This window comes from Pseudomonas cerasi (genome assembly GCF_027983475.1).
Taxonomy (GTDB): domain Bacteria; phylum Pseudomonadota; class Gammaproteobacteria; order Pseudomonadales; family Pseudomonadaceae; genus Aquipseudomonas; species Aquipseudomonas cerasi.
In genome coordinates this window covers 22,916-44,753 of the sequence record NZ_JAQJVM010000003.1, presented here as the reverse complement: position 1 = coordinate 44,753, position 21,838 = coordinate 22,916, and the positions used below count along the sequence as shown (strand labels likewise).

At 59.9% G+C, this 21,838-nt stretch carries 19 protein-coding genes; 13 read left to right on the top strand and 6 right to left on the bottom strand.

Annotated features, from left to right (window positions below; translation table 11 throughout):
- Together PI739_RS16415 and PI739_RS16410 are read left to right on the top strand one after the other, a co-directional pair.
- Nucleotides 1-1,212, top strand: coding sequence for a YeeE/YedE family protein (locus PI739_RS16415; protein ID WP_003432829.1), 1,212 nt, complete (start codon nt 1-3; stop codon nt 1,210-1,212).
- A 119-nt stretch (nt 1,213-1,331) separates the two neighbouring features.
- On the top strand, nt 1,332-2,219 hold the full coding sequence (locus tag PI739_RS16410; RefSeq protein ID WP_003316074.1) for a bestrophin family protein: 888 nt from the start codon (nt 1,332-1,334) through the stop codon (nt 2,217-2,219).
- A gap of 55 nt (nt 2,220-2,274) precedes the next feature.
- On the opposite strand, the gene PI739_RS16405 is transcribed toward PI739_RS16410, so the two are convergent.
- The 3 genes from PI739_RS16405 to aspA form a co-directional block, all read right to left on the bottom strand.
- Nucleotides 2,275-3,279 carry an asparaginase gene (locus PI739_RS16405; RefSeq protein WP_271352047.1) on the bottom strand — a complete coding sequence of 335 codons (1,005 nt, stop codon included), beginning with the start codon at nt 3,277-3,279 and terminating at the stop codon, nt 2,275-2,277.
- 29 nt (nt 3,280-3,308) lie between these two features.
- Nucleotides 3,309-4,760 carry an alanine/glycine:cation symporter family protein gene (locus PI739_RS16400; protein ID WP_003367965.1) on the bottom strand — a complete coding sequence of 484 codons (1,452 nt, stop codon included), beginning with the start codon at nt 4,758-4,760 and terminating at the stop codon, nt 3,309-3,311.
- A gap of 282 nt (nt 4,761-5,042) precedes the next feature.
- On the bottom strand, nt 5,043-6,467 hold the full coding sequence (gene aspA, locus PI739_RS16395) for an aspartate ammonia-lyase (protein ID WP_003367966.1): 1,425 nt from the start codon (nt 6,465-6,467) through the stop codon (nt 5,043-5,045).
- Nucleotides 6,468-6,782: 315 nt separating this feature from the next.
- Between aspA and PI739_RS16390 the strand changes: the two genes are divergently transcribed.
- On the top strand, nt 6,783-7,694 hold the full coding sequence (locus PI739_RS16390; protein ID WP_003367967.1) for a LysR substrate-binding domain-containing protein: 912 nt from the start codon (nt 6,783-6,785) through the stop codon (nt 7,692-7,694).
- 43 nt (nt 7,695-7,737) lie between these two features.
- On the opposite strand, the gene PI739_RS16385 is transcribed toward PI739_RS16390, so the two are convergent.
- Entirely contained in the window at nt 7,738-8,370 is a 633-nt protein-coding gene (locus PI739_RS16385; protein ID WP_271352046.1) for a zinc metalloprotease, read from the bottom strand.
- Nucleotides 8,371-8,723: 353 nt separating this feature from the next.
- Here PI739_RS16385 and purE point away from each other — a divergent pair, with 353 nt between their 5' ends.
- The 4 genes from purE (at nt 8,724) to PI739_RS16365 (ending at nt 11,515) form a co-directional block, all read left to right on the top strand.
- Complete coding sequence (gene purE, locus PI739_RS16380; RefSeq protein WP_003340324.1) at nt 8,724-9,215, top strand: 5-(carboxyamino)imidazole ribonucleotide mutase; 492 nt, start codon at nt 8,724-8,726, stop codon at nt 9,213-9,215.
- A gap of 9 nt (nt 9,216-9,224) precedes the next feature.
- Complete coding sequence (locus PI739_RS16375; protein WP_003349746.1) at nt 9,225-10,307, top strand: 5-(carboxyamino)imidazole ribonucleotide synthase; 1,083 nt, start codon at nt 9,225-9,227, stop codon at nt 10,305-10,307.
- 336 nt (nt 10,308-10,643) lie between these two features.
- Nucleotides 10,644-10,889 carry a GlsB/YeaQ/YmgE family stress response membrane protein gene (locus PI739_RS16370; RefSeq protein WP_002555896.1) on the top strand — a complete coding sequence of 82 codons (246 nt, stop codon included), beginning with the start codon at nt 10,644-10,646 and terminating at the stop codon, nt 10,887-10,889.
- Nucleotides 10,890-10,972: 83 nt separating this feature from the next.
- On the top strand, nt 10,973-11,515 hold the full coding sequence (locus tag PI739_RS16365) for a DUF3299 domain-containing protein (protein ID WP_003367971.1): 543 nt from the start codon (nt 10,973-10,975) through the stop codon (nt 11,513-11,515).
- Nucleotides 11,516-11,535: 20 nt separating this feature from the next.
- Here the strand turns inward: PI739_RS16365 and PI739_RS16360 are convergent, their stop codons facing one another.
- Together PI739_RS16360 and PI739_RS16355 are read right to left on the bottom strand one after the other, a co-directional pair.
- Complete coding sequence (locus PI739_RS16360) at nt 11,536-12,447, bottom strand: D-hexose-6-phosphate mutarotase (protein WP_003432833.1); 912 nt, start codon at nt 12,445-12,447, stop codon at nt 11,536-11,538.
- A 91-nt stretch (nt 12,448-12,538) separates the two neighbouring features.
- Nucleotides 12,539-12,940, bottom strand: a complete 402-nt coding sequence (locus PI739_RS16355) for an acyl-CoA thioesterase (RefSeq protein WP_003316086.1) — start codon at nt 12,938-12,940, stop codon at nt 12,539-12,541.
- Between the two features lie 431 nt (nt 12,941-13,371).
- Here PI739_RS16355 and PI739_RS16350 point away from each other — a divergent pair, with 431 nt between their 5' ends.
- The 6 genes from PI739_RS16350 (at nt 13,372) to phoU (ending at nt 21,672) form a co-directional block, all read left to right on the top strand.
- The gene (locus tag PI739_RS16350) at nt 13,372-14,661 is read left to right on the top strand and encodes an MFS transporter (RefSeq protein ID WP_058416447.1); all 1,290 of its coding nucleotides are present in this window, start codon (nt 13,372-13,374) and stop codon (nt 14,659-14,661) included.
- Nucleotides 14,662-14,827: 166 nt separating this feature from the next.
- Complete coding sequence (locus tag PI739_RS16345) at nt 14,828-15,826, top strand: phosphate ABC transporter substrate-binding protein PstS (protein WP_003367977.1); 999 nt, start codon at nt 14,828-14,830, stop codon at nt 15,824-15,826.
- A 142-nt stretch (nt 15,827-15,968) separates the two neighbouring features.
- Nucleotides 15,969-18,254: an ABC transporter permease subunit gene (locus tag PI739_RS16340; RefSeq protein ID WP_054082249.1), complete on the top strand. Its 2,286-nt coding sequence runs from the start codon at nt 15,969-15,971 to the stop codon at nt 18,252-18,254.
- Between the two features lie 69 nt (nt 18,255-18,323).
- The gene (pstA, locus tag PI739_RS16335) at nt 18,324-19,940 is read left to right on the top strand and encodes a phosphate ABC transporter permease PstA (RefSeq protein WP_271352174.1); all 1,617 of its coding nucleotides are present in this window, start codon (nt 18,324-18,326) and stop codon (nt 19,938-19,940) included.
- Between the two features lie 66 nt (nt 19,941-20,006).
- Nucleotides 20,007-20,840 carry a phosphate ABC transporter ATP-binding protein PstB gene (gene pstB, locus PI739_RS16330; protein WP_003401255.1) on the top strand — a complete coding sequence of 278 codons (834 nt, stop codon included), beginning with the start codon at nt 20,007-20,009 and terminating at the stop codon, nt 20,838-20,840.
- Between the two features lie 70 nt (nt 20,841-20,910).
- Complete coding sequence (gene phoU, locus PI739_RS16325; RefSeq protein WP_002555887.1) at nt 20,911-21,672, top strand: phosphate signaling complex protein PhoU; 762 nt, start codon at nt 20,911-20,913, stop codon at nt 21,670-21,672.
- Nucleotides 21,673-21,838: the final 166 nt, after the last annotated feature.

The window sequence follows — 21,838 nt, the reverse complement described above, 5'->3', positions numbered from 1 at the left end:
ATGAACAACTCTCTTACTGCAACACCCGGACGCAAGTTCGGCGCGCCGCTGGCCGCGCTGTTCCTGCTGCTGATGGGCGCCCAGTTCCTTCTGCTCAGTGTCGGCACCCGTCAGGTGATGCTGTGGATCGTCGGCGCGGCGTTGGGCGTAACGCTGTATCACGCGGCATTTGGTTTCACCTCGGCCTGGCGGGTGTTCATCCGCGAGCGGCGGGGTGCAGGCCTGCGCGCGCAAATGGTCATGCTGGCGGTCGCCGTTGTGCTGTTTTTCCCGGCACTGGGCGCGGGCACGCTGTTTGGCCAGCCAGTCACTGGTCTGGTTGCTCCGGTCGGGATTTCGGTTGTCGTCGGCGCGTTCATTTTCGGCATCGGCATGCAGCTGGGCGGTGGCTGTGCGTCCGGCACACTGTTCACTGCCGGTGGTGGCAATGCGCGGATGCTGGTGACCTTGCTGTTTTTCATCCTCGGCTCACTGATTGCCACCCATCACGTCGACTGGTGGTTTGCCCTGCCTTCGTTCCCGGCGGTGTCGGTGGTCAAAACCTTCGGCGTGCTGCCTGCGCTGCTGGTCAATCTGGCGCTGTTCGGCTTGATCGCCCTGGTGACCGTCAAGCTCGAAAAGCGCCGTCATGGCCAGCTTGAAACGCCGCCAGCCACGGACCATCGCGGTCTGAGTCGTGTGCTGCGCGGGCCGTGGATTCTGGTCTGGGGCGCTGTCGCGCTGGCGCTTCTCAATTACGCAACGCTGGCGTTGGCCGGTCGTCCGTGGGGCATCACCTCGGCGTTCGCGCTGTGGGGTGCAAAAGCGGCCAGCGGGCTGGGGGTAGACGTCGGCAGCTGGGTGTTCTGGCAGAGCGCTGCAAACGCCAAGGCGCTGGCGGCTCCGGTGTGGGAAGACATCACCAGTGTGATGGACATCGGCATCATGCTCGGTGCCTTGCTGGCGGCAGGTCTGGCAGGTCGTTTTGCACCCAGCCTCGATATCCCCACGCGCTCGCTGGTGGCGGCGGTCATCGGCGGCTTGCTGCTGGGCTACGGTTCGCGACTGGCCTACGGCTGCAACATTGGTGCGTACTTCAGCGGTATCGCATCCGGCAGCCTGCACGGCTGGCTGTGGCTGGTAGCGGCCTACGCCGGTAACGTCGTTGGTGTCCGCCTGCGGCCGATTTTCTTCACCGGCGAGCGTCCACAGGTGGCTCTTAATGGCTGCTGAAAACGTCTGAAACCCCGAGACAAGCGGGCCGCTTGCGAACCAACTGCCGGTTTCGTATTCAAAGGCCATGCGGTAACTGTGCGTATGCGGTTCGCTTATTTTTCGATGGGGTGGTTCTTTTGCAGCAAACGATCATTTCGAAAATCCGTTTTCTCGGCAAGACCATCGGCTACGTAGGATGGTCGCTTTTCTGGCTTTTGATCTGGGACGTGATTGTCACGGTCGACTTCATGCTCTACCTGGAACGCAAGATCACCTTGCCGTCCATGCCGTTGACCCTGCTGGGCTCGGCGCTGGTGGTGCTGACCAGCTTCCGCAACTCAAGTGCCTATAACCGCTGGTGGGAAGCCAGGACGCTATGGGGTGCGCTGGTCAACAGTTCACGCAGCTTCGCTCGGCAAGTGCTGACGCTGGTCGAGGATGACGACGGGATCAACCCGGTCAAGGCCACACTGTTGCGTCGCCATGTCGCGTATGTGAAGTGCCTGTCTGCGCACCTGAAGGGCGCCAAATGTGGTGATGAGGTTCAGATGCTGATTCCTCGCGAGGAATTTGAACGTCGTCACGACACCAACAACTTTCCCAACGACCTGCTCAATACGTCGGCTGCGCTGTTGGCCAAGGAGTATCAGGCCGGGCGGCTGGACAGCATTCGTCTGGCACGTCTGGAGTCGACCATGGTGGACATCTCCAATTGCCAGGGCGGCATGGAGCGTATTGCCAATACACCGTTGCCTTATCCGTACGTAGCCTTTCCGCGCCTGTTCATCACGCTGTTCTGCCTTATCGTACCGATTGGTCTGGTGGAGACCCTTGGCTGGTTCACGCCGCTGGCGTCGACGGTGGTGGGTTTCATGCTGTTGGCGATCGAGAAGATCGGTACTGACCTGCAGAGCCCGTTCCGTGCCAGTGAACATGAGATTCAGATGACGGCGTTGTGCGAAAACATCGAGCGCAATCTGGATTCGATGCTCAGGGGCGCGCAGGAAGAATGCAAGGCTTCATGAAGGGGTGAGGCGTCGCGCGAGTGCGTGACGCCTCGGGTAAAGCAGAAGTAGCCGCTTAACGCAGCTCGCCACACAGGTCCAGTTCGACCAGGCGCCGTACTTCCTCGGTCGTCAGGCGTGCGCCCAGCAGCGCATGCAGCTTGCCGAGCGCGGCCTCACGGGTCATGCCACCACCGGAGAGCACGCCTGCACCACGCAGTCGGCTGCCCGCTTCGTAGACATCCAGTTCGACACCGCCCTCATGGCACTGGGTAATCGCGACCACACAGACACCCAGCGCTCGGGCGTTCTCCAGACTGGCCAGAAATTGCGGATCGTCACTTGGGCCTGTGCCGCTGCCGAAGCACTCGAGCACCAGACCGCGGATACCGCTATTGATCAAACCGTCCAGCTGAGCAGCACCGACACCCGGAAACAGTGGTAATACTGCGACCTCTGCCAGTGTCTTCGGCTGGCGATAGTTCAATGCGTCAGGGAGCGAAACCACCGCATGGCCGCCACGCGAGCGTTGCAGCGGTGCGAACGGTTGACGGCCGAAGCTGCGAATTTTCGCGCAGCGTACAGGTGTCATCAGTTGCCCGTGAAAATACAACTGAACGCCTGACACCAGACCCGACCCCAGCGCCAGCAGGGCGCCGTTGACGTTTTCCCAGGCATCGCTGTCCTGCACGCCGGCAGGCAGCATAGAGCCGGTGAACAGCACCGGTGCGCTGAACCCCAGCAACTGGAAGCTCATCGCCGCTGCGCTGTACGCCAGGGTGTCGGTGCCATGCAGAACCAGCACCGCATCGCAACCGTCGACCTCAATCGCCTCGATTACCGCCTCGCGCAGACGCAACCAGTAGGAAGGCGTCATGTTGGCGCTGTCGATCAGCGGCGACATCTCGCGAAAGTGCCACTGCGGCACCACCAGTTCCGGGTGCTCGGCCAGTTGCCCGGCCATTCGCGCTTCGAAACCGGAGGCCGGTGCCAGGCCGTTGGCGCTGGCCTGCATGCCGATGGTGCCGCCGGTGTAAAGAACCATTACGCGTTGGGCTGGTTGTTGTGCGTCATGAGGCATGGCTCTACTCCGGCGTAGTGTCGCGGTGGTTATCGTGCTTCGGGTACAGGCTTGGCTGCCGCTTCGGCGTCCTGTGTCGACTGACGCGTCGGATTGGCCGGCCATGCGTTGCGGTCCAGGTCCAGATCAGGGAACTGGCTGGAATCGAACACCGGCGTCTTGACCCCGGCCCGACGTTGCGCATCGTAGTCGTTCAAAATGCGCTTGACGACTTTGAACAGCATTGCGAGCGCGATCAGGTTGACGAACGCCAGCATGGTCATGGTGATGTCGGCGAACGCCAGTACATCTTTCAGGTCGACGACGGCACCCCACATGATCAATACCAGCACCGCGATACGGTAGATGATGATGGTCTGGATCTTCTCGCCAAACAGGAACCGCAGGCTGTTTTCGCCCAGGTAGTAGTTGTAGAGAATCGAGGTGAAGACGAACAGGGCCAACGCCACGCTGATGAAGATTCTGCCCCAGTCACCGACTACGGCTGCCAGCGAGTTCTGTGCCAGAACGATACCGTTGCCGTCGTAGCCGATGTCGTAGATACCGGACAGAAGAATCAGCAAGGCGGTGCAGGTGCAGATTACGAAGGTGTCGAGGAACACGCTGAACGCCTGAACCACGCCCTGCGCTACCGGGTGCTCGACGTGTGCCACGGCAGCCACGTTGGGCGCACTGCCCAGACCGGCTTCGTTGGCGAAGACGCCACGTTTGACGCCCATCACGATCGCGCTGCCGATCAGGCCGCCGAATACCGGATCAAGGCCGAAGGCGCTTCTGACGATGGTCATCAGCATGCCGGGAACGTGGTCGATCTGCAGGACGATGACGTAGATGGTGACCGCGATGTAGATCAGGGTCTTGACCGGAACCAGCAGGTCGGAAATAGCCGCGATACGCTTGATGCCACCAACGAAGGCCAGGCCCAGCAGCACGACCAGACAGATGCCGGTGGTTCGGGTGTCGACGTTGAACGCGCTTTTCAGCGAGTCGGTCACAGCGTGCGATTGCAGGCCGTTGAAGGCAAAACCGAAGGTCACCAGCAGCAGTACGGCCATGACCATGCCCAGCCAGCGTTTACCCAGACCGTGCTGGATGTAGAACGCCGGACCGCCACGGAACTGGCCTTCGGAATCCTTGCGCTTGTAGAGCTGAGCGAGGGAGCACTCGATGAAGCTGCTGGCCATGCCGACCAGTGCGGTCACCCACATCCAGAACACGGCACCCGGACCGCCGAGCGTGACGGCAATGCCGACGCCTGCGATGTTACCGGCACCGACGCGGCCCGCAAGGCTGAGCATCAGGGCCTGAAACGAACTCAACTGGCCCGCGCTGCTGCGCAGACTGTCGCGAAAAACCGAGAACATGTGGAAAAAGTGTCGAAACTGAACGAAACGCGAGCGGATCGTGAAGTAACTACCCAAGCCTACGATAAGTACGATCAGTACTTTACCGGAGAGAAAGTCGTTAATCATTTCCAGCATTTTTGTTATTCCTCGCTACTTTTGAGGGGGCGCACTATACCGGTGCAAAGTTTTTACGTCTGTAGTCGCTTTCTTGTACGGCTGATTCTTCATTCGCGACGATGAATGAATACTTCCACGGATGGCTCCGCAAAAGTGGTGTGCCGAAGGCTCTGGGTCCAGTGTCGGAGCCCTTTGCTGCGGGCAAAAAAAAGGGTCTGGAGAATCACTCCCAGACCCTCAAAAAATTGAGGGGTGTCTAGGCCCTCAATCTGGTGAGCAGGTTGCGCAGGTCATTCCCTGTCAGGCCTTCAAGGGGGCCAGACGCGGAGCGATCATGTTTTCCGGGCGCAGGATGTCGTCGAGCATGGCGTCGTCTAGCAGACCTTCTTCACGCACCAGTTCCAGCACGCCGCGGCCGGTTTCCAGCGCGATGCGGGCGATACGGGTGGAGTTTTCGTAACCGATGTAGGGGTTCAGGGCGGTGACCAGACCGATCGAATGCTCGACCAGCTCGCGGCAGCGCTGTTCGTTGGCGGTGATGCCGACGATGCAGTGCTCGCGCAGCATGTCCATGGCGCGCTGCAGCAGACGGATCGAGTCGAAGATCTTGTAGGCGATCAGCGGCTCCATCACGTTGAGCTGCAGTTGTCCGCCTTCGGCAGCCATGGTCAGCGACAGGTCGTTGCCGATGATTTCGAAAGCAACCTGATTGACCGCTTCCGGGATCACCGGGTTGACCTTGCCGGGCATGATCGAGCTGCCTGGCTGGCGTGCCGGCAGGTTGATTTCGTTGATGCCGGTGCGCGGGCCGCTGGACAGCAGGCGCAGGTCGTTGCAGATTTTCGACAGCTTGACCGCGGTACGCTTGAGCATGCCCGAGAACAGCACGAAGGCGCCCATGTCGGAGGTCGCTTCGATCAGATCGGCAGCAGGCACCAGAGGCTGACCGCTAATGAGCGCCAGACGATCGACCGCCAGCTTCTGATAGCCGGGGTCGGCGTTGATGCCGGTACCGATGGCGGTTCCGCCCAGGTTCACTTCGGTCAACAGCTCGGGTGCCAGGCTGCGCAGGCGGTTGAGGTCTTCGGTCAGGGTGGTGGCAAAGGCGCGGAACTCCTGACCCAGGGTCATTGGAACGGCGTCCTGCAACTGGGTGCGGCCCATCTTCAGCACATGGTTGAATTCTTCGCCCTTGGCGGCGAAGGACTGAATCAGGCTGGACAGGCTGGCGAGCAGGGCGTCGTGACCCAGCAGAAGACCCAGACGGATCGCGGTGGGGTAGGCGTCGTTGGTCGACTGCGCCATGTTGACATCGTTGTTGGGGTGCAGGTGTTTGTATTCGCCTTTCTCGAAACCCATGGTTTCCAGAGCGATGTTGGCGATGACTTCGTTGGCATTCATGTTGGTGGACGTGCCGGCGCCGCCCTGAATCATGTCGACCACGAACTGATCATGGAAGTCGCCGCGGATCAGGCGGGCGCAGGCCTCGCTGATCGCCGCATGCTTGGCGTCATTGAGGTGTCCGAGCTGATGGTTTGCATCTGCTGCCGCCTGCTTGACCATGGCCAGCGCGACTACCAGTTTCGGGTAGTGCGAAAGCGGCACGCCGGAGAGGTGAAAGTTGTTCACCGCTCGCAGGGTCTGGATGCCGTAATAAGCGTTGGCAGGTACTTCGAGAACACCAAGCAGGTCTTTTTCGATGCGCGATGATGCAGGCGAGGACATGATAAAAAAAGTCTCAAAAAGGCACGGACAATGCCGGAACGCCACGAATAGTGGGCTTGCCGTCTTCGATTGACCAATGCTGTTAAACGCTGGCCTATGCAATAACGGCATAATCAGCGCGTGACCTGGATTCCGTTCAGTGCGTAAAGGGGGCAAAATGTCGCACCGGTGCGCTTCTTCGGTCACATTTGCTGCGCCGTCAGGGTATGTATCCGCCTCGCTTCGCCGGGCGTCCCACCAGGACGCTGCAAACTGGTGCCGCAGGGCACGCGCAATTGCCTGTCGAAGCCGTCATCCATTGTCCGGGAGGACCTGATGAATCTGGAAAGCAAATGGCTGGAGGATTTCAGCGCCCTGGCGGCCACTCGCAGCTTTTCTCAGGCCGCCGAGCGTCGCTTCGTGACTCAGCCGGCATTCAGCCGGCGTATTCGCAGTCTTGAGTCGGCATTGGGGCTGACACTGGTCAATCGCTCGCGTACGCCCATCGAGTTGACCGCTGCCGGACAATTGTTTCTGGTCACGGCCCGTACCGTGGTCGAGCAACTGGGCGAAGTCGTGCGTCATCTGCATCACCTGGAAGGCGGGCAGGGCGAGGTCATGCAGGTGGCTGCGGCGCACTCTCTGGCACTGGGGTTCTTTCCGCGCTGGATCGCCCAATTGCGCAACGAAGGGCTGAACATTGCCACCCGGCTGGTGGCAACCAACGTCGGCGACGCGGTGCATGCGTTGCGCGAAGGTGGCTGTGATCTGATGCTGGCGTTCTACGATCCCGATGCCGCGCTGCAGATGGACGCCGAAATCTTTCCCTCGCTGCATTTGGGCCACACCGAGATGTTGCCGGTCTGTGCCGCCGATGCCGAGGGGCGGCCGTTATTCGATATGGAAGGCGAGGGCAGTGTGCCGCTGCTTGCCTATAGCGCCGGGGCCTTTCTCGGGCGGTCGGTGAACCTGTTGTTGCGTCAGCGCAATCTGCGCTTCACGACGGTTTACGAGACGGCCATGGCCGACAGCTTGAAAAGCATGGCGCTGGAAGGGTTGGGGATTGCCTGGGTGCCGCAACTGAGTGTGCGCGCCGAGCTGGCGCGCGGTGAACTGGTGGTGTGTGGCGGACCGCAGTGGCATGTGCCGCTGGAGATCCGCCTGTACCGCTGCGCACTGGTGCGCAAGGCCAACGTGCGCCTGTTGTGGCGCAAGCTTGAAGGTGCGGCGGCGCCAGATTCCCGGTGACAAGCGCCGCTCCTGGCGATGCCGGAGAGCGACCCTGGTCTGCTCAGGGAAATCTGTTCAGATGATCAGCAATGATTTGCTTGTTGGCGTCGCTGTAGACATAGCAATTGGAGCGTATTTTTTCGTGGCTTTCGATGATATTCGTCTGACACCACCATCCCCCCTTATAGATAACCTCTGCGGCCTCATGAGTGCCGCCGAGCATATGGCCCAGCTCGTGCGCGGGGATTGCGAATGTTTCCAGTGAGGCTATGACTGTGTAGCTTTTGTCGGTGCTGGCGCCCAGAGTCTTTGAGTTGATCCTGTTCTGAGTCAACAGCAGGTACTTGGTGGTCGCGTTGCGCTCCAGGCCGTTGTCGATGACATACCGATCCATCCTGTTTTTCCAGGCGTAATAGGTTTCGTCTACATCGTCGCTCTGATAAGCGAAGTCAGTAAGGCCCGGGACGTCGCGAATGAACGCCAATCGCACATAACGACCCGTGAAGCTTTGCAGATCTTTTATGAGCCAAGCGAAGTAGTCCTGGCGTAGTTCCTGGGTGCCGTGATGTGACGTGTCGTTGTGGAGAACCAGGTACAGGGTCAACGGTTGCCTGGAGGCGCTATTGTTGGCCCATGCCGCATGGCTCAGCGCCAGCGCGCATAGCAGCAGACAGCTTGTATATTTCTTGATCATCGCACTCATCCTTGAGTAGGTGGATTGTGGCCGGCCGTGTGTAGCCCGGTGCCGGAGATCTAATAGCAACTGGCGTTGACAGGAAATCAGGATCAACATCTATCGCAGTAGCCCTTGTTTGATTGGTGTGCAGTACAAGTGCCGATTCTCTGCCGGATTTTTCCGTGCTGCCTCCCGCTATAAAAACCTGGACGGTTGAGCGTATGGGGGCTGTCATCCTGGCGCTTTGCGGTATACTGCGCGGCCTTTGGCCGGTTAAACCGGTCATTATTCGTACAACAAGCCACGCCGGTCCCCCCGCGTGGCTTGTTGTTTTCAGACGCGCCTGCGGGCGCCCGATGAGAGGCACGACGATGAGCGCACTGGTTGGCGTGATCATGGGCTCCAAGTCCGATTGGTCCACCCTTAGCCACACCGCCGATATGCTGGAAAAGCTCGGCATCCCTTTTGAAGTCAAGGTGGTGTCAGCGCACCGCACACCGGATCTGCTGTTCCAGTACGCCGACGAAGCGGAAGGCCGTGGCATTGAAGTGATCATCGCCGGTGCTGGTGGTGCCGCTCACTTGCCGGGCATGTGCGCTGCCAAGACCCACCTGCCTGTGTTGGGCGTTCCGGTGCAGTCTTCAATGCTCTCGGGTGTCGACTCGCTGTTGTCGATCGTGCAGATGCCGGCCGGTATCCCGGTCGCGACCCTGGCGATCGGCAAGGCGGGTGCAATCAACGCAGCGCTGCTTTCAGCGAGCATCCTCGGCGCAAAGCACCCGCAATTCCACGCAGCGCTGAAGAAATTTCGCACTGAACAGACAGACAGCGTCCTGGACAATCCAGACCCACGCCACGCCTGAGGTTTTTCCATGAAGATCGGTGTAATCGGTGGTGGCCAGCTGGGCCGCATGTTGGCATTGGCAGGTACGCCGCTGGGCATGAACTTCGCCTTTCTCGATCCTGCGCCGGACGCCTGTGCTGCGGCACTTGGCGAGCATCTGCGTGCCGATTACGGCGATCTGGATCATCTGCGTCAGTTGGCGGATGAAGTCGATCTGGTGACCTTCGAGTTTGAAAGCGTTCCGGCCGAGACCGTGGCGTTTCTGTCACAGTTCGTACCGGTCTATCCGAGCGCCGAAGCGTTGCGCATTGCGCGTGACCGCTGGTTCGAAAAGAGCATGTTCAAGGACCTGGGCATCCCGACGCCGGCATTCGCCGATATCCAGTCGCAGGCCGACCTGGATGCTGCAGTAGCCAGCATCGGTCTGCCTGCCGTGCTGAAAACCCGCACCCTGGGTTATGACGGCAAGGGCCAGAAGGTCCTGCGTTCGGCAGCCGATGTGGTCGACACATTCGCCGAGCTGGGCAGCGTGCCGTGCCTGCTGGAAGGCTTCGTACCGTTCAGCGGTGAAGTGTCGTTGATTGCCGTGCGCGCGCGTGATGGCGAGACCCGGTTCTACCCGCTGGTGCACAACACGCATGACAGCGGCATCCTGCGTCTGTCCATCGCCAGCACTGATCATCCTTTGCAGGCACTGGCCGAAGACTACGCCGGCCGCGTCCTGAAGCAGCTGGATTACGTGGGCGTGCTGGCATTCGAATTCTTTGAGGTCGACGGTGGCCTGAAAGCCAACGAGATTGCGCCGCGCGTCCACAACTCCGGTCACTGGACCACCGAAGGCGCCGAGTGCAGCCAGTTCGAAAACCACCTGCGGGCGGTTGCCGGTCTGCCGCTGGGCTCTACAGCCAAGGTCGGTGAAAGCGCCATGCTCAACTTCATCGGTGAAGTGCCCGCAGTGGACAAGGTCATCGCTGTCGAAGACTGCCACCTGCATCACTACGGCAAGGCGTTCAAGGCTGGCCGCAAGGTCGGACACGCCACGGTTCGCAGCGCTGACCGCGCAACGCTGGATCGTCAGGTGAAGTTGGTAGAAGCGCTGATCAAAGGCTGATCAGGCCCACGGCTAGCGTGCCGATGCTCCGCGTTGGCACGCAGTTTCAGGACACTCCGCGTCCTTTTGCGACGCGGAGCGTCGAGAACTGCATTCCCACGCAGAGCGTGCGCAACGAGCGTTTCTAACTGTCGTGCCGATGCGTCGCGTTGAAGCACTGTTCGAGACGCGTGGCCTCCGTTCAGGTAGGTTCAGCCCCGTCATTCATGAAGAATTCTCCACCCCGAAGCAAACTGGCCATTGCGCCGGAACCATTCCCTCTCGTCGTTCTCAGATAGCAGTAGGTCGGGGCTGCTGTCAGCCCGGGCGTATTCACTTAATACAGAGGGAAATGGCATGGGTATCATTGGAACCATCTTTATCGGCCTGATCGTTGGTCTGTTGGCTCGCTTTCTGAAGCCGGGCGACGACAGCATGGGCTGGATCATGACCATCGTGCTGGGTATCGCCGGTTCGCTTGCAGCCACTTACGGTGGTCAGGCGCTGGGTATCTATCAGGCAGGCGAGGGTGCAGGTTTCCTCGGCGCGCTGGTAGGTGCAATCATCCTGCTGGTTATCTACGGCATGATCAAAAAGAAATAACGCTTAGGCGTCAGCCCTCTGTTTTACAGTGCGCAGAGGGCTAGAATGCTCGGCAACTTTCCACCCCTTTGCCGAGCTTTATCATGCGTCGCTTCCTGTTGATGACTCTTCTGCTGTTATCCGCGCTCTGCGGTCCCGCATACGCCCAGTTGCCGGAAACCGACTGGCTTGAGCTGATGCCCAAGTCCGATCAAAAAGCCCTCGAAGCCATGCCCGAGATTGACCACAATTCTCCGGAAGCCATGGGCACGTTCGACAGCAAGGGTGGACTGAAGCAGAGCAAGGGTTTGCCTGCAGTCATGTATTCGACCAAAACCGTCCCGGCAATGAACGGCAAGACGATTCGTCTTGGCGGCTACCCTGTGCCTCTCGAAACCGACGCCAAGGGCCGCAGCACGCTGTTCTTCATTGTGCCTTATCCAGGCGCCTGCATTCACGTTCCACCACCGCCGCCTAACCAGCTGGTGCTGGTGCGTTACCCCAAGGGGCTGAAACTGGATGATATCTACACACCACTGTGGGTAGAAGGCACCCTGAAAATCGAGAAGGTCAGTAACGACCTTGCCGATGCTGCGTATGCGATGGATGCGTCAAAGGTCCGCGTGGTGGTTGAGTCGGACCTTTGATGGGCTTGATCAATTACTGATCAGAGCGCCTCGCTCCAGATACTCACTCCCAGAACATGCATCTGGTCCGGTGCCAGGGTGACCACGTCGTCCAGCACGTTGGCGGTTTCGACGCAGACCATGCGCTGCCAGCCGTCTGCTGCCATGTCGGTGAACTTGCCGGTCTTCTCGATCCACGGGTTCCATAGGATGGCTGAGTTCGAGCCCGTGCTGCGGATGTGGATGCGTCGCTGCCACTGCGGGTCAACGATGCTGAGCACGCCTGGTGTGTCCTTGTAGATGCGGTCGGTTTCGCCTGTGAAGGTCAGGTCGCCGGTCTGCTCGCGTTCTTCCCAGTTTGCCAGGGTTTCGATGTAACGCAGGCCGTCGAGCCCTTCGACGCTGACCTGACGTACATCGCTGACTGCGAAATAGGTATGCAGCGCCTGGCTGATCACCACAGGCTCAGTGCCACAGTTGTAGCTGACCAGACTGACATTCAGTGCGTGGTCCAGACGAATGCTCAGTTTCAGGGCTACATTGTGCGGCCAGCCCGGCAAGTGGCCTTCGGCCTCGGGAAGGACGAACTCCACCAGCAGTGCATCGCCATCTGCGCCGATACCCAGCAACTGCCAGTCGAGCGCTCGCACTTCGCCATGTGCCTTGGCAGGTTCGCTGCTGTCGCGCATGGCCTGCACGCTTTGCGGGTTGCGCTCCAGATTGCCGAACCACGGCCAGCAGATCGGCATGCCTGCACGAATGGGTTTGCCGCGCTTGAAAACGGCCTCTTCGTTCAGCCACACCAGCGGCTGCTGCCCGGCCACTTGATAGCTGAGGATGTGTGCGCCTTGTTGCGCAACCAGCAGCTCTGCTTCGCCGTGGCAAATACGCCAGCAGTTCAGCTCATCGTAAAGGATGGATTCAACGGTGGGTTCAACCGGGGATGTTGGCATGCAAAGTTCTCACTCAATGACCGTGACGAAAATAGACCGCTTCATGCAGGGCGAGTTTAACCGGGCAGCCAACCTGTAGCCGAGCGACAATTTACCGTCGCGCGGGAACCGAGCGCGTCCGGCCGCTGGCATCTATGGCCACGAATACGAACGCGGCCTCGGTGACCTTGCGCCATTCGCTGGTGAGCGGGTCGTCGCTCCACACTTCGACCATCATCTTGATCGAGGTGCGTCCGACTTCCAGGGTGCGGGTATAGAAGGAAAGCTGTTCGCCGACCGCGACCGGGACCAGAAATGCCATGCGATCGATGGCCACGGTCGCCACGCGGCCACCCGCGACTTTGCTGGCCATAGCTGTGCCTGCCAGGTCCATCTGGGACACCAGCCAGCCACCAAAGATGTCGCCAAAGCCATTGGTTTCGCGGGGAAGGGCGGTGATTTGCAGTGCAAGGTCGCCTTGCGGGGTTGGATCTTCTTGTTCGAGCTCGATCATGCCTAGGGTGCCTCTGACCCATGACTCTCATTATTGTATGCCGCGGTTAACAGGTGCCATTCAAAACCATGAGCATGAACATTATGTGTTCAGCGCCGGTGTGGCCCAAAGGGAAACTCTGCGAAACCCGCTGATTCAGACGTTTTCGCACAACTTCCCAAGGCTGTTGACGACTTGCGAGTATATCGGGCGTTGCGTCATAGAACGACCGTGGGGTCTTCATTTTGTGTCAGTGGCAGTTCTGCCATGTGTTTTTTGTAGCAATTTGCTATCTTGCTGGACCTCTACAGGTGACAAGACTGCCTGTACACGCAATTTTGGTGCCTATCTGCGCCGTTGCTCCCGACAATCGCTTCTGCACGGCACCCCGCAGCAGCCAGCGTTGCTGTCGCTCGCCCCTTTTCAAAGAACACGTAAAGAGAAGCCTTGTCATGTCATCTGTTCCTCCAAGTTCCACGCAGCCTGCGCGGCCTTTGACTCGCAGCGATTACAAAACCCTTTCGCTGTCGGCCCTGGGTGGCGCGCTGGAGTTCTACGACTTCATCATTTTCGTGTTTTTCGCGGCGGTGGTCGGCAAACTGTTTTTCCCGGTGGACATGCCCGACTGGCTGCGCATGATGCAGACGTTCGGCATTTTCGCCGCCGGTTATCTGGCGAGACCCCTGGGCGGCATTATCATGGCGCACTTCGGCGATCTGCTGGGGCGCAAGAAAATGTTCACGCTGAGCATTTTCATGATGGCGGTGCCGACCCTGATCATGGGTCTGCTGCCGACCTACGCACAGATCGGCATGTGGGCGCCGATTCTGCTGTTGTTGATGCGCGTCATTCAAGGTGCCGCCATCGGCGGTGAAGTACCTGGCGCGTGGGTCTTCGTGTCCGAGCATGTGCCTGCACGGCGTGTCGGGTATGCCTGCGGCACCCTGACCGCGGGCCTGACAGCGGGCATCCTGCTGGGCTCGCTGGTCGCCACGGCGATCAACAGCATCTATACCCCCGTCGAGGTATCGGATTACGCATGGCGTATCCCTTTCCTGCTGGGTGGCGTGTTCGGCCTGATGTCGGTGTATCTGCGTCGCCTGCTGCATGAAACGCCGGTGTTTGCCGAGCTGCAACTGCGCAAGGCACTGGCCGAAGAGGTGCCGCTCAAGGCGGTACTGCGTGATCATCGTGGCGCCGTGGCGCTGTCGATGCTGATGACCTGGTTGCTGTCTGCCGGCATCATCGTCGTGATCCTGATGACACCGACCATCCTGCAAACCATCTATGGCTTTCCGGCCGCTACCGCGCTGAAAGCCAACAGCCTGGCGATTGTCTTCCTGAGCGTGGGTTGCATCGCTGCGGGCGCGCTGGCGGATCGTTTGGGCGCAGGCTGGGTGTTTCTGCTGGGCAGCGCAGGTTTGCTGGTCAGTTCCTGGACGTTCTATCACATCCTCGGCAGCCATCCGGAAGTGCTGTTCCCGCTGTATGCCGTGACCGGTCTGTTCGTCGGTACGATCGGCGCAGTTCCTTACGTCATGGTCAAGGCATTCCCGCCTGTGGTGCGCTTCTCGGGGCTGTCGTTCTCCTACAACCTGGCGTACGCGATCTTCGGCGGTCTGACGCCGATGGTCGTGACCTTCATGCTCAAGAGCAGTCCGATGGGGCCGGCGTGGTACGTCGCGATCCTCTGCGGTCTGGGCATGGCCATCGGTGTGTTTTTGCTGAGCCGAAAGCGCTGATCATCAGCCGCTGCTGAATCGCTCGGGCACCGCTACAGCCAAAGGCTATCTACCTGCACAGGTCGATAGCCTTTTCATCTTATTGTCATAATCAATTCATAGAGTAGTCATAAGACTGGCCCAAAAAGGCTCGTGGACACCTACACACCCTGCCAGGAGCGCAAGGATGACACTCAAGCGTTTGATGACTGCACTGACATTGGTTGCCGCCGGAGTGACGGCAGCCAATACGCTGGCTGCGGTCGACCCTGCCATCCAGGCCTATACCAGGACCTCCGGTGTGTCGGGCAATCTCTCCAGTGTCGGCTCCGATACCCTGGCAAATCTGATGACCCTGTGGGCCGAGGCCTACAAGAAAGAATACCCGAGCGTGAACATCCAGATTCAAGCGGCCGGCTCCTCCACGGCGCCACCCGCGCTGACCGAGGGCACGGCCAATCTGGGCCCGATGAGCCGCAGGATGAAGGACGGCGAGCTGTCGGCTTTCGAGCAGAAACATGGCTACAAGCCCACTGCCATCCCGGTCGCGGTGGATGCTTTGGCGGTTTTTGTGCACAAGGACAACCCGATCAAGGGCCTGACCCTGCAGCAAGTGGACGCGATCTTTTCCGCGACCCGCCTGTGCGGCGCCAGGGCAGATGCGAAAACCTGGGGCGATGTCGGCGTGACCGGCGATCTGGCAGGCAAACCGATCCAGTTGTTCGGTCGTAACTCAGTGTCGGGTACCTACGGTTATTTCAAGGAAGAAGCGCTGTGCAAAGGCGACTTCAAGGCCAACGTCAACGAGCAGCCCGGCTCTGCTTCGGTGGTCAGCGCGATCAGCAATTCGCTTAACGGCATCGGTTATTCGGGCATCGGTTACAAGACATCCAACGTCAGAACTGTGCCGCTGGCGAAGAAGGAAGGGGGCGAGTTTGTCGAAGACAGCGAAGCCAATACCCTGAACGGCAGTTATCCACTGTCGCGCTTCCTTTATGTCTACGTGAACAAGGCGCCGAACCAGCCCTTGGCGCCGCTGGAGGCCGAGTTTGTAAAACTGGTGCTGTCGAGGCAGGGCCAGGAAGTGGTGATGAAGGACGGTTACATCCCGCTGCCCGCCCGTGTCGTCGAGAAGACGCTGGCCGATCTTGGCCTGCAGGGCGCGGGCGGCGTGGCGGTAAAGTAGTCACGTACGCGTTGGAGCGGGGCTCAATGGACTGGCCTGCATACAAATTGAACAGTCCGCCGCCGGTTTCGCAGGCAGCGGGCTTTCTTGCGTCACCTTGCTGTAATGTTTCTGTCATACAAGGCGTCTACGGTGTGTGCGCATGAATGAGCTGTTCAAATCGACGATGGACCAGAGCTCGCCTCCAGCGCGTATTGATTTCAATACGCCCGCGATGGTGCGCAAGCGTCGTGTCCGTGCGTTTACCGACCGGCTCACTCACTGGTACGTCGCCATTGGCGGCCTTGCCGTGCTGGCTGCCATTACGCTGATCTTTTTCTACCTGGCCTATGTCGTTGCGCCGCTCTTCAAAGGCGCCAGCCTGACCGCCGAACCTGCGCTGAATACCGCCTGGCTGCAGGATGCCGGCGCTCCGCTGATGATTACCATCGAAGAGCAGAACCAGATCGGCATGCGCATTTCCGACAAGGGCGAAGTGGTCTTTTTCAACAGCGAGGACGGCGCAGAGCTGCGGCGCATTGCCTTGCCGCTCCCTGCGGGCGTGTCCGTTGCGTCCATCGGCAAGGATCAGCCCGGCGCGCCCTTGATAGCCCTGGGTTTGTCCAACGGTCAGGTGCTGGTGTTCAGGCATTCTTACCTGACGACCTACCCGAACGATCAGAAAACCATCACCCCGAGCGTGGCCTGGCCTTACGGCGAAGCGCCCCTGGTACTGGATGAGGCCGGGCGTGCGGTCGAGCATGTCACCGTCAGTGCCGATGGCGACAGCCTGAAGCTGGCAGGGTCTACCGGCACTCAGTTGCATGTCATCTCGCTCGAACAGAAAGAAAACATGATGACCGGCGAGATGACCCGCGAGCAGACGCGTGTCGAGTTGCCGCAGATGTCCGCAGCGGTCAAGGCGATCTACATCGACCCGCGTCAGCAATGGTTGTATGTCATCAACGGGCGCGCGCAGGCGGATGTGTTCAGCCTGCGCGATCGCAGCCTCAATGGCCGCTATAAATTGCTGGAAGACGGCAACGCCGAGATCACGGCGAGCGCTCAACTGGTCGGCGGCATTTCGCTGATCATCGGCAACTCGAAAGGCAGTATGTCCCAGTGGTTCATGGCCCGGGACACTGACGGTGAGCAGCGCCTGATGCGCATCCGCGATTTCAGCCTGGGCAGCGCACCGATCGCGCAGATCAAGGCCGAGCAGCGCCGCAAGGGGTTCATCGCTCTGGATGCTTCCGGCAAGCTGGGCGTATTCCACAGCACAGCGCACCGCACCCTGCTGATCGACAAGGTCGCCGAGGGGCCCGGTATTCTGGCGTTATCGCCACGCGCCAACCGGATTCTGATTGAAAGCGCTGGCAAGCTGCTGCCGCTGACGCTGGACAACCCGCACCCGGAAGTCTCCTGGAGTTCGCTGTGGGGCAAGGTCTGGTACGAGAATTACGATGAACCCAAGTACATCTGGCAGTCCACGGCGTCCAACTCCGACTTCGAGCCCAAGCTGAGCCTGGCGCCGTTGACCTACGGCACGCTGAAAGCGGCGTTCTACGCCATGCTGCTGGCCGCGCCGCTGGCCGTGGCTGCCGCGATCTACACCGCCTACTTCATGGCCCCGGGCATGCGCCGCAAGGTCAAGCCGGTGATCGAATTGATGGAAGCGATGCCGACGGTGATTCTCGGCTTTTTTGCCGGATTGTTTCTGGCCCCATATCTGGAAGGGCATCTGCCCGGCATCTTCAGCCTGTTGCTGCTTACGCCGATCGGCATTTTGCTGGTGGGCTTTTTCTGGACCCGCCTGCCTGATTCGTTTCGCTTGCGTATTCCCGATGGCTGGGAAGGCGCGATTCTGATTCCGGTCGTGCTATTGGTGGGCTGGTTTTCACTGAGCATGAGCCCGCATCTGGAGAACTGGTTCTTCGCGGGTGACATGAGCACCTGGATTCGTGACCACCTGGGTATCACCTACGATCAGCGCAATGCACTGGTAGTCGGCATCGCCATGGGATTCGCGGTGATCCCCAACATTTATTCGATTGCCGAAGACGCCGTGTTCAGCGTGCCGCGCAGCCTGACGCTGGGTTCGCTGGCACTGGGCGCGACGCCGTGGCAGACCCTGACGCGGGTGGTGATCCTGACCGCCAGCCCCGGCATCTTTTCCGCCTTGATGATCGGCATGGGCCGGGCCGTGGGGGAAACCATGATTGTGCTGATGGCGACCGGTAACACGCCGATCATGGACATGAACCTGTTTGAAGGCATGCGTACGCTGGCGGCCAATGTCGCGGTGGAGATGCCGGAGTCGGAAGTGGGCGGCAGCCATTATCGGGTGCTGTTTCTCGCGGCGTTGGTGCTGTTGATGTTCACCTTCGTGATGAACACCCTCGCAGAGCTGATTCGTCAGCGTCTGCGCAAGCAATACTCGTCGCTGTAAGGAAGGTAGGCGTTGGTGAAGCGGAACTCCCTCAGGAACTGGTTCAAAAGTGGCGCCCCCGGCGTCTGGATGAGTGCGGGTGCCGTATCCATCGCTGTGATCATGACCATCGGCCTGTTGGCGGTGATCGCCGTGCGTGGCCTTGGGCATTTCTGGCCCGCCGATCTGGTGAGCGCGCAGTACGCGGTGCCCAATCAGGAATCGAACGTTCTGGTCGGCGAGCGGGTCGAGCAGGAGCAAGTACCTCGTGCGCGCCTGAAAAGCGCGGGCCTGCCGGTGCCTGATCAAGGGCCGGAATTCATGACCCGCGAGCTGTTCAAGGTCGGCAATCGCGATCTCAACCCCAGTGACTTCAACTGGGTGGTAGGCGAATGGCTGACCGTGCAGAGCCGGCCTGCAGACCTGATGACGCTGGAGCGTCGCGAGTGGGGCAATTTCTACGGCTATCTGGTCAACGTCAAGGAAGACGGGCGTGTCGTGGCCGAAGGCGAGGCGGCATGGCCGGTCCTGCAAGAGCGCATCAAACGCGTCGAAAAGCTGGCTGACGAGCTCTACAGCCTGGAAAAGAAAGACATTGGTGCCATCAATCACGGTATCGAGCGCCTGCGCCTGCAGGCCCGCAAGCTGGAACTCGATGGCCGACTGGATGCCGCCGCGCAAGCGGACATGGCTGCCGAGCGGGCCGAGCTGGATGCGCGTTACAAGGTGATCGAGGCGCGCCTTGACGGGCTGCACCAGGCCTTTGATCGCGACAGCCTGACCGCGCGCGATGGCAACGGCAAAGAGATCGAACTCAGCCTGGGCAAAGTGGTGCGTGCCTATCAGCCCAATGCGATGGGCACGGTGACCAAGCTTGGCTTCTACTTCGAGAAACTGTGGGAGTTTCTCAGCGCCGACCCACGCGAAGCCAACACCGAGGGCGGTATCTTCCCGGCGATCTTCGGCACGGTGATGATGACCCTGATCATGGCCGTGATCGTCACGCCGTTCGGTGTGCTGGCGGCGGTCTACCTGCGTGAGTATGCGCGCCAGGGGCCGGTTACCCGGTTGATTCGCATCGCTGTGAACAACCTTGCCGGTGTGCCTGCGATTGTCTACGGCGTGTTTGGCCTGGGATTCTTCGTCTATGTGCTGGGCGGCTCGGTGGATCGGCTGTTCTTTCCTGAAGCGCTGCCGGCCCCGACGTTCGGTACGCCGGGCCTTTTATGGGCCTCGCTGACCCTGGCACTGCTTGCCGTGCCGGTGGTGATCGTGGCGACGGAAGAAGGGCTGGCGCGCATTCCGCTGACCCTGCGTGAAGGTTCGCTGGCACTGGGTGCAACCAAGGCCGAGACGCTGTGGAAAATCGTACTGCCAATGGCCAGCCCGGCGATGATGACCGGGCTCATCCTCGCGGTAGCGCGTGCCGCCGGGGAAGTTGCGCCCTTGATGCTGGTGGGCGTCGTCAAGCTGGCGCCGTCGCTGCCGCTGGACGGCAACTATCCTTATCTGCACCTCGATCAGAAGATCATGCACCTGGGTTTCCACATTTACGACGTCGGCTTCCAGAGCCCCAACGTCGAGGCCGCACGCCCGCTGGTGTATGCCACCGCGCTGCTGCTGGTGCTGGTCATCGCCTTGCTCAATCTGTCGGCGGTGAGCATCCGTAACCATTTGCGGGAAAAGTACAAGGCGCTCGACAATTGATCCCGAATTCGCCCTTTGGCAAACGCGGCCGTGCGATGACGCGAACAGTTCGCACAGGAGCAATCCATGCAGCATGAAAGCCCGACGAGTGGCATGAACATGTCGGCCCTGAGGCGTCACAAGCAACGTCTGGATCTGGCCGACGAGAGCGTGGCCATCGAAGTGCCGGGCCTGAATCTGTTCTATGGCGACAAGCAGGCGCTGTTCGATATTGCCCTGAATATCCCGAAGCAGAAGGTGACCTCGTTCATCGGTCCGTCCGGGTGTGGCAAATCGACGTTGTTGCGCTGCTTCAACCGCATGAACGACCTGGTCGATGGTTGCCGGGTCGAGGGTGCGATCAACCTGTACGGGCACAACATCTACACCAAGGGCGAGGAAGTCGCCGAGTTGCGTCGCCGCGTCGGCATGGTGTTTCAGAAGCCCAATCCGTTCCCCAAGACGATTTATGAAAACGTGGTCTACGGGCTGCGTATTCAGGGGATCAACAAGAAGCGCGTGCTCGATGAAGCTGTCGAGTGGGCGCTGAAAGCCGCTGCGCTCTGGGATGAAGTCAAGGATCGACTGCATGAGTCGGCATTGGGTTTGTCCGGGGGGCAGCAGCAGCGTCTGGTCATTGCCCGAACGATCGCCGTGGAGCCGGAAGTCCTGCTGCTCGACGAACCCTGTTCGGCACTCGATCCGATTTCGACCCTTAAAGTCGAAGAACTGATCTACGAACTGAAATCGAAATACACCATTGTGATCGTTACCCACAACATGCAGCAGGCGGCTCGGGTGTCGGATTACACCGCGTTTATGTACATGGGCAAGCTTGTCGAGTTTGGTGATACGGATACCTTGTTCACCAACCCGGCAAAAAAACAGACAGAAGACTACATCACCGGTCGTTACGGGTAGTACGTGCTTCGTCAGCCCTGAACCACCGCTGCGTTTTCGCAATTAACCGGACGTTCCAAGGACACCCAGCATGATCCACAAAGACAGCCATACGCATCACATTTCCCAACAGTTCAACGCTGAACTCGAAGACGTTCGCAGCCATTTGCTCGAAATGGGTGGCCTGGTCGAGAAGCAGGTGAACGATTCGGTCACAGCGCTGATCGAGGCAGACTCCGGTCTAGCCCAACGTGTTCGCGAGGTCGACGACCGGATCAATCAGATGGAGCGCAGCATCGACGAGGAATGCCTGCGCATTCTGGCTCGTCGTCAGCCTGCGGCGTCCGACCTGCGCCTGATCATCAGCATTTCCAAGTCGGTGATCGACCTGGAGCGCATTGGTGATGAAGCGACCAAGATCGCGCGCCGTGCCATCAAGCTCTGCGAAGAGGGCGAGGCACCACGCGGCTACGTCGAGGTACGTCACATCGGCGATCAGGTGCGCAACATGGTGCGCGATGCGCTGGATTCGTTCGCCCGTTTCGACGCCGAGCTGGCCCTGTCGGTGGCGCAGTACGACAAGACCATCGACCGCGAGTACAAGACGGCCCTGCGCGAGCTGGCGACCTACATGATGGAAGATCCACGCTCGATCTCCCGGGTACTGGACGTCATCTGGGTGCTGCGCTCTCTGGAGCGAATCGGCGACCATGCGCGCAACATTTCCGAGCTGGTGATCTATCTCGTGCGTGGGACCGACGTGCGGCACATGGGTCTCAAGCGCATGAAGGAAGAAGTGCAGGGTATATCGAGCGAAACCGCTAATGTTCCGGGCGACGCTGACGATAAGTAAGATTGCCTGCGAGAAAAACGCCCAGCACGCGCTGGGCGTTTTTCGTTACGCAGATCAGTATTTCCCGTCGCCTGCGGATTAAATGTCGCGGCGCAGTCAATCAATATGGCAGTTGGCTATCGGTCAACGCTATGCTTGCCGAAACAAAGGGCGTGTTGGCATACCG

Coding starts and splice junctions, on each gene's coding strand:
- PI739_RS16415 (WP_003432829.1), top strand. CDS start 1: ATGAACAACTCTCTTACTGCAACACCCGGACGCAAGTTCGGCGCGCCG.
- PI739_RS16405 (WP_271352047.1), bottom strand. CDS start 3,279: ATGCCTCATGACGCACAACAACCAGCCCAACGCGTAATGGTTCTTTAC.
- PI739_RS16400 (WP_003367965.1), bottom strand. CDS start 4,760: ATGCTGGAAATGATTAACGACTTTCTCTCCGGTAAAGTACTGATCGTA.
- aspA (WP_003367966.1), bottom strand. CDS start 6,467: ATGTCCTCGCCTGCATCATCGCGCATCGAAAAAGACCTGCTTGGTGTT.
- PI739_RS16390 (WP_003367967.1), top strand. CDS start 6,783: ATGAATCTGGAAAGCAAATGGCTGGAGGATTTCAGCGCCCTGGCGGCC.
- PI739_RS16385 (WP_271352046.1), bottom strand. CDS start 8,370: ATGATCAAGAAATATACAAGCTGTCTGCTGCTATGCGCGCTGGCGCTG.
- purE (WP_003340324.1), top strand. CDS start 8,724: ATGAGCGCACTGGTTGGCGTGATCATGGGCTCCAAGTCCGATTGGTCC.
- PI739_RS16375 (WP_003349746.1), top strand. CDS start 9,225: ATGAAGATCGGTGTAATCGGTGGTGGCCAGCTGGGCCGCATGTTGGCA.
- PI739_RS16370 (WP_002555896.1), top strand. CDS start 10,644: ATGGGTATCATTGGAACCATCTTTATCGGCCTGATCGTTGGTCTGTTG.
- PI739_RS16365 (WP_003367971.1), top strand. CDS start 10,973: ATGCGTCGCTTCCTGTTGATGACTCTTCTGCTGTTATCCGCGCTCTGC.
- PI739_RS16360 (WP_003432833.1), bottom strand. CDS start 12,447: ATGCCAACATCCCCGGTTGAACCCACCGTTGAATCCATCCTTTACGAT.
- PI739_RS16355 (WP_003316086.1), bottom strand. CDS start 12,940: ATGATCGAGCTCGAACAAGAAGATCCAACCCCGCAAGGCGACCTTGCA.
- PI739_RS16350 (WP_058416447.1), top strand. CDS start 13,372: ATGTCATCTGTTCCTCCAAGTTCCACGCAGCCTGCGCGGCCTTTGACT.
- PI739_RS16345 (WP_003367977.1), top strand. CDS start 14,828: ATGACACTCAAGCGTTTGATGACTGCACTGACATTGGTTGCCGCCGGA.
- PI739_RS16340 (WP_054082249.1), top strand. CDS start 15,969: ATGAATGAGCTGTTCAAATCGACGATGGACCAGAGCTCGCCTCCAGCG.
- pstA (WP_271352174.1), top strand. CDS start 18,324: ATGAGTGCGGGTGCCGTATCCATCGCTGTGATCATGACCATCGGCCTG.
- pstB (WP_003401255.1), top strand. CDS start 20,007: ATGCAGCATGAAAGCCCGACGAGTGGCATGAACATGTCGGCCCTGAGG.
- phoU (WP_002555887.1), top strand. CDS start 20,911: ATGATCCACAAAGACAGCCATACGCATCACATTTCCCAACAGTTCAAC.